We start from the raw sequence: 13,347 nt of genomic DNA, 5'->3' as shown, positions 1-13,347 counted from the left end.
GGAGATATATGTTAAAAAAAATACCGCTTCTTGCGGTATTTTTTTTGCTGGCACAGGGGACAGTTTTGGCGGCCGATTACGGCGACGCCATCATCACCGCCTCTATCGGTGACGCTTCCACTCTTGTCCCTATACTCGCGTCGGATTCTGCCTCAGCCGAGATATGCGGTCTTGTCTTTAACGGTCTAGTGCGCTACGACAAGGACCTTAATCTCGAAGGCGAGCTCGCCGAGAGGTGGGAAATAAAGGAAGGCGGCCTCGTCATCATCTTCCACCTGCGCAAGAACGTGAGATGGCATGATGGCCAGCCATTTACCGCCCGCGACGTGGAATTCACCTACCAAAAGCTAATAGACCCAAACGTAAAGACCCCGTACAGCGGGGATTTTGAGCGGATTAAATCCCTTGAGGTCCTCGACGACCATACCGTAAAGGTGACTTATAAAGAACCGTTCTCTCCCGGATTATCCAGCTGGGGGATGTGGATAATGCCCAAACATATCCTCGAGAAGGAAGACTTGAGCAATACGAAATTCTCCCGCAATCCCATAGGAACGGGTTCCTATAAATTCAAAGAATGGAAAACAGGCGAGAAGATAGTCCTCGTCTCGAACCCGGATTACTACGAAGGCCGCCCTTATATAAACAGGTATATCTACAGGATAATCCCTGACCAGGCGACCACTTTCCTCGAATTGCAGACGCAGGGCGTAGATGAGGTCGGTCTGACCCCGCTACAGTACACGCGCCAGACAGACACGCCGTTCTTCAAAAAATATTACAGGAAATACAAATATCCCTCGTTCGGTTATACTTACCTTGGTTTTAATATGAAGGACCCGCTTTTCGCGGACTGCCGCGTCAGGCTCGCGCTCGATTACGCAATCGATAAAGATGAGATAATAAAAGGTGTGCTTTTAGGATTAGGCAGGGTCTCGACCGGGCCGTTCCCGCCCGAGTCGTGGGCATATAATGTGGATGTGAAATCCGTCCCGTATAACCCCAAGAAAGCCAAAGAGTTGTTAAAAGAAGCGGGCTGGGAGGACCACGACAGTGACGGCTGGCTCGATAAGGACGGCGATAAGTTTAAATTCATCATATTAACGAATATGGGGAACGATACGCGCCAGATCTGCGCCGAGATAATCCAGAGGAGATTAAAGGAGATAGGGATAGATGTTGAGATAAGGATAATAGAGTGGGCTACCTTTTTGTCAGAGTTCATAGACAAACATAGATTTAACGCGGTCATCATGGGATGGAATCTTTCACGCGACCCGGATTGCTATGATATCTGGCATTCTTCCAAGCAGAGGCCGGGTGAGTTCAACTTTATCGGGTACGAGAACAAGGAAGTCGACGCCCTTCTCGAGGCAGGCCGCCGCGAGTTTGACGAAGAGAAGAGAAAAGAGATATATAATAAGATACACCGGTTGATATTCGACGACCATCCCTGCATATTTTTATTCGTGCCTGACGCCTTGCCTATGGTCCACGCGAGATTCAAGGGGATAGCTCCGGCGCCATTGGGTATCGGTTATAATTTCATAAAATGGTACGTACCTAAAGAAGAGCAGAGATATACCAGATGGTAAACTACATTTTAAGGCGGCTTGTCGGCTTAATACCGGTCCTGTTCGGTATAACGGTAATCACTTTTTTCCTAATACACCTCTCGCCTGGAAAACCTACCCGCCTTCAGGCCGAGATGTCGCCGAAGATAACGCTCGAGGCGCGGGAGAAGCTCGACAGGCTCTACGGCCTCGACAAACCCGTACACGTCCAATACTTGCAATGGATAAAGAGGCTTGCCGTATTCGATTTCGGAAAATCCTTTACCGACGAAAGGCCGGTACTCATCAAGATCGGTGAACGCATACCCATCACGATAACAATAGAACTATTGTCGCTGTTCCTGATATTTCTGATCGCCGTGCCGATCGGTATAATGAGTGCGGTAAAAGAAAATTCCCTTTTCGATAAGAGTTCGACAGTATTTGTTTTTATCGGTTTCGCGACACCTACCTTCTGGCTGGCGCTCCTGGCGATGAGCTTATTCGGCGTCCAACTCGGATGGCTGCCGATCTCCGGCATAAAATCCTTCGACTTCGAGGAGCTTAATTTCTTCCAGAAGATAGCGGACGTTTCGCGCCATCTTATCCTGCCTGTCTTCGTCTCGGCCTTCGGCGGCCTAGCCGGCATATCCCGTTATATGCGGACCAGCATGCTCGAGGTCATGCATAAGGATTTCATAAGGACGGCGCGGGCGAAGGGGCTTTCCGAGAAAGAGGTAATTTACAAACACGCGCTCAAGAATGCCCTCCTGCCGATAGTGACGATTATCGGGCTTTCGGTTCCGGGGTTGATAGGTGGCAGCGTCATATTCGAATCTATCTACGCCATCCCGGGGATGGGAAAACTCTTCTTCGATTCGGTCATGGCGCGCGATTACCCGGTGATAATGGGGATACTCTTCGTGGGCGCTATCCTTACTCTACTCGGTAACCTCCTGGCCGACGTGATGTACGCCTGCGTCGACCCGCGTATCCGCGTGGGGGAGAAGCGATGAGGATAAACAAACTTACCGCGGCAGGCATCATCATAGTCTGCGTAATGGGGTTCCTCGCGATATTCGCTCCTCAGGTGAGCCGCTATGACCCGAACGGGATAGATCTCGAGAAGGCACTCTTGCCACCTTCACACGAACACCCGATGGGGACTGACTCCCTCGGCCGCGACCTCTTCGCGCGTATGGCCTACGGAGGGCGGATATCGCTCTCTGTGGGTTTTGTCGCAGTCGGGATAGCCGTAATAATAGGGTTGATACTGGGTTCACTCGCAGGTTATTACGGCGGCTGGATAGATAGCGTGGTCTCAAGATTTATCGATGTTATGTTATGTTTCCCCACGCTTTTTTTGATACTGACAGTGATCGCAATAATGGGTCCGAGCATTTTCAGCATTATGGTTGTTATAGGATTGACCGGTTGGATGGGTGCGGCCCGGTTGATAAGGGCCGAAATTTTGAGTTTGAAAGAACGGGAATTCGTCGAAGCGGCCCGCGCTACGGGAGCCAGCGACTTTCGTATCATAGTTCGCCATCTGATCCCTAACGGCATGGGCCCTGTTTTAGTCAACGTCGTGTTAGGTGTAGCGGGGGCGATCCTTATAGAATCGGGGTTGAGTTTCCTCGGCCTCGGCGTCCAGCCGCCAACACCGAGCTGGGGAAATATCCTCACTGAGGCGAAATCGACCCTGGGCATTGCCTGGTGGATAACCGTCTTTCCCGGATTCGCCATATTAGTCACCGTATTGGGCTATAACCTTTTAGGGGAGGGGTTGCGTGAACATTTCAACCCTCATAGAAAAGGACAATGAACGAGCCGCTCTTAGAGATAAAGAATCTATATGTCAATTTCAGGCAGGGCGGGAAGACTATCGAGGCGGTCAGGGGCGCGGACCTGAAAGTCTATGAAGGCGAGATCCTCGGCCTCGTCGGGGAATCAGGTTCCGGAAAATCCGTGACCGCGCTTTCCGTGACGAGGCTCCTGCCGGAATCGGCAGAGATAAAGAAGGGCGAGATATTATTCGACGGCCGCGAGATATTTAAATTATCGGAAGAACAGCTCAGGATCATAAGAGGGGCGAAGGTCTCCTATGTATTCCAGGACCCGGCGACGTCCCTTAACCCGGTCTTTACCATAGGCGACCAGCTTATCGAGACGATACGGCTCCACCAGAGATCGAAGGAGAACGAGGCATTCGATACCGCCGTCGGCCTGCTAAAAGATGTCGGGATGCCATCGCCGAAGGAGGTAATGTTCTCTTATCCGCACCAGCTATCAGGCGGTATGAAGCAGAGGGTGATGATAGCAATGGCGATATCATGCAGGCCGAAACTTTTGATCGCCGACGAACCGACGACCGCGCTCGACGTGACTATCCAGGCGCAGATCCTCGAACTCCTTGAAAAATTACGGGAGGATCTTAAACTCACGGTCCTCCTGATAACACACGACCTTTCGATAGTCGCGCAGGTCGCGGAGAAGACCGCGGTAATGCAGGAGGGGAAGATCGTCGAATACGGCGATACCGACATGATATACAAGAAGCCGTCGCATCCTTACACGAAGAAACTAATAGATTGCATCCCGAAGATGAGCAGGAGATAGAGTGCAGCCTATCCTTTCTGTCAAAGACGTAAAAAAATATTTCCCGGTCGCTAGGGGATTTGCCCGCCATATCGTAGGCGAGGTCAAGGCCGTCGACGGGATATCATTCGATGTCGAAGCAAGGAAGACGCTCGGCTTGGTTGGTGAATCGGGCTGCGGAAAGACGACGCTGGCCAGGATAATACTTAATCTCCTTAGCCCTACAGCCGGGAAGATATCATTCGATGGGCAGGAGATAACCGGCTTCTCGCAGGACAGGATGCGGCCGTTAAGGAAAAGATTGCAAGTCGTCTTCCAGGACCCGTATAATTCGTTGAACCCGAGGATGAAAATTGGCGAGATCTTAAGCGAGCCGCTACTGGTCCACGGAATCGGCGATGCCAAAGCGCGCCGCTCAAAAGTCCTGGAACTGCTTTCGAAGGTCGGATTGCGGGCCGACCACGCGAAACGTTATCCCCACCAGTTCAGCGGCGGGGAGCGCCAGAGGATAGGTATAGCGCGGGCGCTCGCGACAGGTCCCAAACTTATTGTCTGCGACGAGCCGGTTTCATCACTCGACCTCTCGATACAGGCGCAGATATTGAAATTACTGACGGGTCTCCAGAAGGAATTGGGCCTATCATATCTCTTGATCTCGCACGACCTGAGGGTCATAGAATCAATATCCGATTCGGTCCTGGTAATGTACCTGGGCAAGGCCTTTGAATACGCCTCTACCGATGAGCTTTACTCGTTCCCGGTACATCCTTACACCGAGGCGCTATTCTCGGCGATCTCTATAGGGCCGGAGCGCAAGAAGAAAAAGATGATAGTAAAAGGGGAACTTCCGTCTCCTTTATGCCCGCCCGCCGGCTGCAAATTCCATCCCCGCTGCCCGTACGCCGAACCCCGGTGCAAGGTAGAAGAGCCTACCCTAGATGAGGTTAAGCCGGGGCATTTCGTCGCCTGCCCTCCAAGGGCGCGTGCTTTATTAAGGATATAGTTAATTAGAAAATACCGCAAAAAAATCCTATAAAATAACAAAACAGTTATATTGACAAATTTCACATTCGAAAGTAGACTATTCCCTAATACATTCGGGTGAGGTGGGGGAGCAAAGGAAGAGGTCTGTGTTTATTAATTGCCCACGGGTTTTACGGGCTATCGTTGTAATAATATTATTATACGCCACCACCATGCCGGCGTTCGCCGGTATTTTTTATGTCCGGCCCGACGGAAATGACTCCAACCCGGGGACGGATAATACTCCTTCCGGCGCCTGGGAAACCATCCAAAAGGCAGCCGATACCCTCAAGGCCGGAGATACGGCCGAGATCCAGCCCGGCACATATAATGAAACCGTAACAATAACCAATTCAGGTACCGCTGAACAATATATCGTCTTTCACGCCAACGGGGAAGTTATAGTAAGCGCGGAAGGCCCCGCGGTCAAATTAGACGGCGCCAATTATGTCAGGGTAGAAGGCCTTACCTGTAAAAGCGCCACCGCTTCGGGCATATCTTTAATAAGCGCCAATAATAATATCTTAGTCCGCAATGTCTCATCCTCTGCTGATGGGAAGGGTATAGAAGCGGACCCGGCCTCTGCCGATAACCAGGTTATCGGAAATATAGCATCCGCCAATATATCAAGCGACTTTGCCGGTAACATAGCGGCTACTGCGCAAGCGACCGGCCATAATCCCGGCCTGCAGGAATATCCCGCAGGCCACTTTATAGTTGATGACTACGGCCGTAAAACGATCGACTTTGCACCGGATGAACTGATCGTTAAATTCAAGAAGGGCCTTGCGATACGGCGTACAATCTCTTCGGATAAGATAGCCGTTACAGGTCTTCCTTCTATAGATACCTTGCATAAGAAATTAAAGGTAACATCGATGGATAAGATCTTTAAGGGCAGGCCTAAGGCATTGAAGAAAGCCAAAGCGCACATACGGACGGCCTTATTGCCTGATCTGAATAATATATATAAGTTAAAGATCGGTAAAGAAACCAATGTGTTTAAAGCAATCGCGATGTATAGGCAGGACCCCAACGTAGAATACGCCGAGCCGAATTATGTAATTAAGACCTGTAATACATATCCTAACGATGTTTCTTTTGGGGTTCAGTGGTCGTTAAATAATACGGGCCAAACATCCGGGACTCCGGATGCCGATATCGATGCGCCTGAAGCATGGGATATATCTACGGGAAGCAATGTGGTGGTCGCCGTAGTCGATACAGGCGTGGATTATACCCATCAGGACCTGGCCGGAAATATCTGGAGCAACCCGGATGAGATTCCGGATAACGGCGTAGATGACGACGGTAATGGCCTTATCGATGACGTTAAAGGCTGGGATTTCTATAATGCGGATAAGGACCCCAAGGATGACAACGGGCACGGTTCGCATGTCTCGGGTATAGCTTCGGCAGCCACAAATAACGCGACAGGGATAGCAGGCGTTTCATGGAACAGCAGGATAATGGCGGTAAAGGTATTGAGTAATGCCGGGAGGGGTTATGATTCCGACGTGGCGAATGGCATTATCTACGCGGCAGACAACGGTGCCGACGTGATTAATTTAAGCCTAGGCGGCAACGAATATTCAACCATCCTGAAAGATGCCGTAGATTATGCCTTTAGCAAGAACTGTGTGATCGTAGCAGCTGCCGGGAATTCGGGTGACGATACCCCGCTTTATCCCGCGGCTTATGACAATGTCCTTTCGGTGGCAGCCACGGACCATAACGATGCGCGCGCTTCTTTCTCCACTTTTGGGCAGGAAGTCGATATAGCGGCGCCCGGAGTCAATATTTACAGTTCTGTTTTGAATAACGGTTACAATAGCTATGACGGGACGTCTATGGCCACACCGCACGTGACCGGCATAGTCGCTCTTATACTAGCCCAAAACCCGTCATTAGCAAATGATGAAGTGATCAAGAAAGTATATATATGCGCGGATGACCTTGGCGCCGCGGGATGGGACAAATATACCGGTTTCGGAAGGGTCAATGCTTTTAAAGCGCTTAATTCAGATAGCCAGTCCTACTTATTTGCCAGAATAAGGGGACCGAAAGAAGAGGGGTTATTTAGTAAAAACATTACCATAACAGGAACCGCGGCAGGGAACAACTTTGATCGGTATGAGATCTGGGCCGGTCAAGGCCAAAATCCCGCCAACTGGCAGGCAACAGGGATTACGCTTACGGGCGGGCAGGTAATAGACGGCGTCTTAGCCACCTGGGACTGCAGCGGTCTACCGAGTGATTTCTGGACGATAAAATTGATAAGCTATGACAAAAATTCGAGTACGAGAGAAAGCAGGATTTATCTATCTATAGATAATTCCTATCAGAAAGGATGGCCTCAGAAGACCATGTACGGCGGAGCAAGTTATAATGCCAGTATTGTCGCGGGCGATGTCGATAATGACGGGAAGCTGGAAGTAGTAACGGGTTCATATGAAGGAAATATTTATATCTGGCGTTATGACGGAACGCTATTACCGGGATGGCCGGTTTACATAGGCCAGCAGGCTTTGACCCCTGCTTTGGCGGATTTAGACGGCGACGGAGATCTAGAAATAATCATTGGTACTAACGTTGCTAATCAAGATGAAAAACTTTTTGTCTTACATCATGACGGCACATTGTTCGCGGGCAATTGGCCTAAAGGATGGGCCGGTTACGGATATGAGATCAACTATATTTCCGATGCGCCCGTTGCCGCCGATATAGACGGCGACGGAGATTTAGAGATCTTAATCGGGGGGGAAAATTGGAAAGTGCACGCCTGGCATCATGACGGCACAAAGGTAACCGGCTGGCCGGTGAGTTTAAGTAATAACCAAAATGCTACGGCTGTCGCGGTAGGAGATATTGACGGTGATGGTAATGTTGAAATAGTTGCCGCGGAGAGTACAACTTACGGAACGGAGGTCTACGGAAGTATTTATGCCTGGCATCATGACGGGACGCCTGTCGCCGGTTGGCCGATTGATATCGACGGCACATTATATCAACCTGTGCTTGGCGATATAAACGGCGATGGAAAATTAGAAGTGATCGTAAGTTCGCGAACGGGACTTTTTGTATTTAATGGCGCAGGCGCCGTGTTGGTGTCCAAAAATATCGGGACCAATATCTGCAAGATGCCCTGCCTCGGCGACTTAGACAACGATAAGATGCCCGAGATAATATTGCTTGGAAGTAACGATACTATTTATGCCTGGCGCGGCGATGGTTCGAATGTGCCGGGTTGGCCCAGGACATTCGGATTTAATAACCCTGCCTGGCTTTCGGGAGCAGCGGTGGCTGATGTGGACGGTGACGGAAACAACGAAGTAATAACGGCTGCATACGATAGTTATTTCAGCCGTTCTTATCTATACGTCTTTAATCACGACGGGACTTTCGCCGCCGGATATCCTAAGCAGACCGACGTTGATTATTTTTCAGTTCCGGTAATAGCGGACCTTGATAAAGACGGTGATGTGGAAATAATAGCTCACGGAAGATATCTTGGCACGATCGGCACTAATGTCTACGTCTGGGATCTTCCCGCGCCATACGACGAATCCAAGGCGGACTGGCCTATGGTAGGCCGTAACGCTCAACATACGGCCTGTTATCCAATTGCGCGGGGAGGAATTTCCGGAAAAGTCGCTTTACAATCGCGTAATAATCATTCAGACGTCATCACTTTTGAATTAAGAAATCCGGGTCAAACGAATCTCCTGGCGACGTACCAGTTATTGACCGCCACAGATGGCAGCTACACCCTTAATGATATTAAACCCGGTACCTATGATCTGACTGCCAAGGGCTCTATTTTCCTCAAAGCCAAGCAAGCTGATGTTATTGTCCAGCAAGGACGGGTTACTCCCAATATCAATTTTAATCTTTTGGGCGGAGACTGCGACAACAACAACGTCGTTTCCGGCGTGGACTTCGCCATATTGCGCGCCGCCTACGGCACCAAGCCCGGCGACGCCAAATGGGACACAAGGGCAGACTTTAACGGCAATAACCAGATAGACGGGACCGATTTCTCTATACTGAAGTCCAACTACGGTATATCAGGAGCACAGTAAAAAAGGAGAACATGCGCATGCGCATCAAACTATTGACAATGATAACAGCTCTTATCTTGGCCTTATTCCTTGCCCCAACAGCAAAGGCCGCCGTTTATCTTTCGCTTGATCCGTCCGCGCAGGATATAAGCGCAGGCAGCCAGTTTACGGTCAATATGGGCGTCTCTAACCCTTCTTCGCAACAGATGACTTTCCTGAATGTCTGGTTCTCGTTTGACCAGAATTACCTGGAAGTTGTTGATTCGGACTCCGGAAACTGGATAACTTCCGGCACAAACGTACTGGACGGCCCGTATCACGGCGCATTTAACTGGGACTTCCACGGCCAGAACTCCGCAGACAACGGCACGGGAAGGATAAGCTACGGGGAGGGAAGCTTTTCTACTACGGTAACCGGCAACGGCACATTTGCGCAGGTCACTTTCCTGGCCAAGGCGCCTGTCCTGAATACCCCTATAAATTATCTTGTGACCGGAACAGGCGGCCTGGATGATACCTATGTTACCGATACCGACGCTAGTAACATATTGGGCGGGGTAAGCGGGGCGTCTGTTAACGTTGTGCCTGAACCGGCGAGTTTGTTACTGTTGGCCGGCGGCTTGATCGGCATGGCTTTTAGGAAGAAGAATAAATAAAAAAGTTAAAGGGGCCGCGCCTGCGGCCGATTCTAATAAAATAAAACCCTCCTTTTATCGCAAAAGGAGGGTTGCTTTTTGCCCGCCTTTTTAATATAATAGGGACACGAAAGGAAAATCAACATGGGTCCTATATTTAAAGCCCTGGCGCCGATAGCGCCGTATATCATGACGTTTATCCCGATATTCATGGCGGTAAACTCGTTCGGGAACCTGCCGCTTTATTTTTCCCTTACTGAGGGGATGAAGCCGAAAGACCGCCAGAAGGTGATATTAAACAGCATAATAGTGGCGAGCATAATAGCGGTCCTGTTCATGTTCTTCGGCAACATATTATTGCGGCTGATGAATGTCCAGGTTCCGGATTTCAGGATCGCCGGCGGCATTTTACTTTTAGTCCTTTCGATACATCTTTTGCTCCCGGGAGAGGATAAAAGGGCACATCCGACTACGGATGTCGGCGTGTTCCCGCTCGGGACTCCGCTTATAACCGGTCCGGCCGTGCTCACGACGGTGCTGGTCATGAGGGAGGCCTACGGTTTGGTACCGACGGTAGTTTCAATAATACTGAATATGCTTATAATGTGGCTTGTCCTCTGGAAAGCCGATTATTTTATAAAGGTCCTCGGCAAAGGCGGTTCCAGGGCGCTCGCGAAGGTGTCGGATATCTTCCTCGCGGCGATAGCGGTAATGATGATAAGGATGGGGATACTGGAGATCGTCGTATCGGTCTTTTTCAACCCGGCGGCGAAAAAATAATATGAAGAACGTAATAGCATTCATAATGGCGGGAGGGAAGGGCGAGAGGCTCATCCCCCTGACGAGGGACAGGACCAAACCGGCCGTCCCATTCGGCGGGATATACAGGATCATCGACGTCACTCTCTCGAACTGCATAAACTCGGGAATACGCCAGATCCACGTCCTCTTGCAGTATAAATGCAATTCGCTCATAAGGCATTTGCGTCTCGGCTGGAACATATTCGACGCCGAACTCGGCGAATATATAGATATCGTTCCTGCGCAGATGAGGACCGGCGATACGTGGTACATGGGCACGGCCGATTCGATATACCAGAACCTTTATTTCATCGAGACCGAGAAGCCGGAATATGTACTGATACTCGCCGGCGACCATATCTATAAGATGAATTATGCGGAGATGATCGACTATCATATAGCGAAAAGCGCTGACTGCACCGTCGCGGTAGTCGAGATAGATAAGAAGGATTCGCAGCATTTCGGGGTGCTCGAAGTCGACCGCAACGAGAGGATACTCGGTTTCGAGGAGAAGCCGAAGACCCCTAAGACGATCCCCGGCGACCCGGCCCATATCTACGCGTCGATGGGCATATACGTCTTCAAGACAGATGTGCTAAAAGAGGTGCTTAACGCGGACTCGCACGACCCGGCGAGCAAACACGATTTTGGCAAGAATATCCTCCCCGGGATGGTCGCGAGGAAGGAGAAGGTCTTTGCTTATAATTTTAAGGACGAGAACAAGAAAGAGGCGCAATACTGGCGCGATATAGGGACGCTCGACGCTTATTACGAGGCGAATATGGACCTTGTCGGCGTGACGCCGATCTTCAACCTTTATGACAAGGAATGGCCGATCCGCACCTATATGGAGAAATACCCGCCGGCCAAGTTCGTTTTCGCCGGAGGCGACGACGGCGCGCGCATCGGCGTGGCGATAGATTCGATGGTCTCGAACGGATGCATAATATCCGGCGGCAAGGTCGACCGCTCTATACTCTCGCCGAACGTGAGGGTAAACAGCTACGCCAGCGTCACCGATTCGATAGTGATGGAAGGCGTGGATATCGGCCGCAACGCCAGGATAAGGCGCGCGATAATAGATAAAGATGTTAAAGTCCCGCAGGGGACAGAGATCGGATACGATCTCGGGGAAGATAAGAAGAGATTTACGGTGACCGAGTCCGGGTTGGTCGTTGTAGCCAAGAGCACGGTCATAGAAAGATAGATGCGGCGCGATATACCGGCTGTGATCAGGCTTTTGCGCCGCCGTTTCGGAAGGCTCAGGTTCAGGAGAGAGAAAGACGCGGTAGGCCTGCTCGTCAAGACGATCCTCTCGCAGAACACCTCTGATGTAACTTCCTTTCGGGCGTTCGACAACCTCAAAAAGCGTTTCAGGAGCTGGGAGAGATTAAGGAAGGCTGACGTCCCGGCCATAAGGCGCGAGATAAAGATCGCCGGGCTTTCAAATATCAAGGCGTCCCGCATCAAATATGCCTTAGACGTGATATTTATGCAGCGGGGCTCGCTGGAGCTGGATTTTTTGGGCCGGCTTGATATAGAGGCAGGATACGGATTCTTAAGGTCAATAAAGGGCGTGGGGCCGAAGACGGCCGCGATAGTCCTGCTCTTCGGGTTTAATAAGCCGGTTATGCCGGTAGATACGCATATATTCAGGGTGACAAAGCGCCTCGGGCTTATAGGCGGAAAGATGACGCCGGAGAAGGCGCAGGAATACCTGACCGCGGAAACACCAGCGGACGCGATAAAGGAATTCCACGTGCACCTGATAATGCACGGCAGGCAGGTATGCACGGCGCGGGACCCGAAATGCCCGGTGTGCAACCTTAAGCAGATGTGTAAATATTACGGAGAAAAGCATGGAAGAGAAGGCGTTAATAATAGGAAATAGGGAGTTTAAGTCTCGGCTGCTCGTCGGCACCGGCAAGTACGCTAATTTCGATGTAATGAAAAAAGCGCTTGAGGCATCCGGCGCCGAAATAGTCACCGTCGCGATAAGGCGGCTTGACCTGGGCGATGCCGGCGCGAAGAAAGAAACTCTACCCCTTTCAGGAGGTAAACAGGAAAGGGGCATGCTTGACTATATCGACAGAAATAAATATACTATATTGCCTAACACGGCAGGCTGCTACACGGCGGAGGACGCTATAAGGATAGCGCGCATTGCCCGAGGTATGGGCCTGTCCGAGCTGGTGAAACTCGAGGTCATAGGTGATGAAAAGACGCTCTTTCCGGACACGGAAGCGCTGCTCGCGGCGACTAAAGTCCTCGTCAAAGAAGGTTTCACCGTCATGCCGTACACGAACGACGACCCTATCATGGCGAAGAAGCTCGCGGACGCGGGCGCGGCGTGCGTCATGCCCCTGGCTTCTCCGATCGGTTCGGGTATGGGGATATTGAACCCAATTAACATAACATTCATCCAGGAAGCGGTCAAAGTGCCGGTGATAGTCGACGCCGGAGTAGGCACGGCCTCGGATGTGGCGGTAGCTATGGAATTAGGTGTCGACGGCGTGCTTATGAATACCGGCATCGCAGGGGCAAAAGACCCTGTTGGGATGGCCCGCGCGATGAGACTGGCGACCGAAGCGGGGAGGTTAGCATATTTGTCGGGAAGGATAGCGATGAAGCAATATGCTTCGCCGTCGAGCCCGATTACAGGGATAATAAAATAAT

General features: G+C 50.8%; 11 protein-coding genes. All 11 read left to right on the top strand.

Annotated elements, in window-relative coordinates:
- The first annotated feature begins 8 nt into the window (after positions 1-8).
- Positions 9-1,595: a peptide-binding protein gene (locus tag PHO67_02050; GenBank protein MDD5545929.1), complete on the top strand. Its 1,587-nt coding sequence runs from the start codon at positions 9-11 to the stop codon at positions 1,593-1,595.
- The gene (locus PHO67_02045; protein ID MDD5545928.1) at positions 1,589-2,569 is read left to right on the top strand and encodes an ABC transporter permease; all 981 of its coding nucleotides are present in this window, start codon (positions 1,589-1,591) and stop codon (positions 2,567-2,569) included. The genes PHO67_02050 and PHO67_02045 overlap by 7 nt, the downstream gene beginning before the upstream one ends.
- Positions 2,566-3,378 (top strand): ABC transporter permease, encoded by an 813-nt coding sequence (locus PHO67_02040; protein ID MDD5545927.1) that lies wholly within the window; start codon positions 2,566-2,568, stop codon positions 3,376-3,378. The genes PHO67_02045 and PHO67_02040 overlap by 4 nt, the downstream gene beginning before the upstream one ends.
- Positions 3,375-4,172, top strand: a complete 798-nt coding sequence (locus PHO67_02035; GenBank protein MDD5545926.1) for an ABC transporter ATP-binding protein — start codon at positions 3,375-3,377, stop codon at positions 4,170-4,172. Before PHO67_02040 ends, PHO67_02035 begins: the two co-directional genes overlap by 4 nt.
- 1 nt (position 4,173) lies before the next feature.
- Positions 4,174-5,154 carry an ATP-binding cassette domain-containing protein gene (locus tag PHO67_02030; protein MDD5545925.1) on the top strand — a complete coding sequence of 327 codons (981 nt, stop codon included), beginning with the start codon at positions 4,174-4,176 and terminating at the stop codon, positions 5,152-5,154.
- A gap of 127 nt (positions 5,155-5,281) precedes the next feature.
- On the top strand, positions 5,282-9,256 hold the full coding sequence (locus tag PHO67_02025; protein MDD5545924.1) for a S8 family serine peptidase: 3,975 nt from the start codon (positions 5,282-5,284) through the stop codon (positions 9,254-9,256).
- A gap of 17 nt (positions 9,257-9,273) precedes the next feature.
- Positions 9,274-9,891: a cohesin domain-containing protein gene (locus PHO67_02020; GenBank protein ID MDD5545923.1), complete on the top strand. Its 618-nt coding sequence runs from the start codon at positions 9,274-9,276 to the stop codon at positions 9,889-9,891.
- 123 nt (positions 9,892-10,014) lie between these two features.
- Complete coding sequence (locus PHO67_02015; GenBank protein MDD5545922.1) at positions 10,015-10,650, top strand: MarC family protein; 636 nt, start codon at positions 10,015-10,017, stop codon at positions 10,648-10,650.
- A gap of 1 nt (position 10,651) precedes the next feature.
- A complete protein-coding gene (glgC, locus tag PHO67_02010) occupies positions 10,652-11,878 on the top strand; it encodes a glucose-1-phosphate adenylyltransferase (protein MDD5545921.1) in 1,227 nt (408 codons plus the stop codon).
- Positions 11,879-12,562 carry an endonuclease III gene (locus PHO67_02005; GenBank protein MDD5545920.1) on the top strand — a complete coding sequence of 228 codons (684 nt, stop codon included), beginning with the start codon at positions 11,879-11,881 and terminating at the stop codon, positions 12,560-12,562.
- The gene (locus PHO67_02000) at positions 12,531-13,346 is read left to right on the top strand and encodes a thiazole synthase (GenBank protein MDD5545919.1); all 816 of its coding nucleotides are present in this window, start codon (positions 12,531-12,533) and stop codon (positions 13,344-13,346) included. The genes PHO67_02005 and PHO67_02000 overlap by 32 nt, the downstream gene beginning before the upstream one ends.
- Position 13,347: the final 1 nt, after the last annotated feature.

Source organism: Candidatus Omnitrophota bacterium, assembly GCA_028716565.1.
Lineage (GTDB): Bacteria > Omnitrophota > Gorgyraeia > Pluralincolimonadales > Pluralincolimonadaceae > Pluralincolimonas.
This window is presented reverse-complemented; position numbering and strand designations above follow the sequence as displayed.

Excerpts from the sequence above, each read along its gene's own strand:
- PHO67_02040 (MDD5545927.1), top strand. The coding sequence starts at position 2,566 with ATGAGGATAAACAAACTTACCGCGGCAGGCATCATCATAGTCTGCGTA.
- PHO67_02035 (MDD5545926.1), top strand. The coding sequence starts at position 3,375 with ATGAACGAGCCGCTCTTAGAGATAAAGAATCTATATGTCAATTTCAGG.
- PHO67_02015 (MDD5545922.1), top strand. The coding sequence starts at position 10,015 with ATGGGTCCTATATTTAAAGCCCTGGCGCCGATAGCGCCGTATATCATG.
- PHO67_02050 (MDD5545929.1), top strand. The coding sequence starts at position 9 with ATGTTAAAAAAAATACCGCTTCTTGCGGTATTTTTTTTGCTGGCACAG.
- PHO67_02020 (MDD5545923.1), top strand. The coding sequence starts at position 9,274 with ATGCGCATCAAACTATTGACAATGATAACAGCTCTTATCTTGGCCTTA.
- PHO67_02005 (MDD5545920.1), top strand. The coding sequence starts at position 11,879 with ATGCGGCGCGATATACCGGCTGTGATCAGGCTTTTGCGCCGCCGTTTC.
- PHO67_02000 (MDD5545919.1), top strand. The coding sequence starts at position 12,531 with ATGGAAGAGAAGGCGTTAATAATAGGAAATAGGGAGTTTAAGTCTCGG.
- glgC (MDD5545921.1), top strand. The coding sequence starts at position 10,652 with ATGAAGAACGTAATAGCATTCATAATGGCGGGAGGGAAGGGCGAGAGG.
- PHO67_02045 (MDD5545928.1), top strand. The coding sequence starts at position 1,589 with ATGGTAAACTACATTTTAAGGCGGCTTGTCGGCTTAATACCGGTCCTG.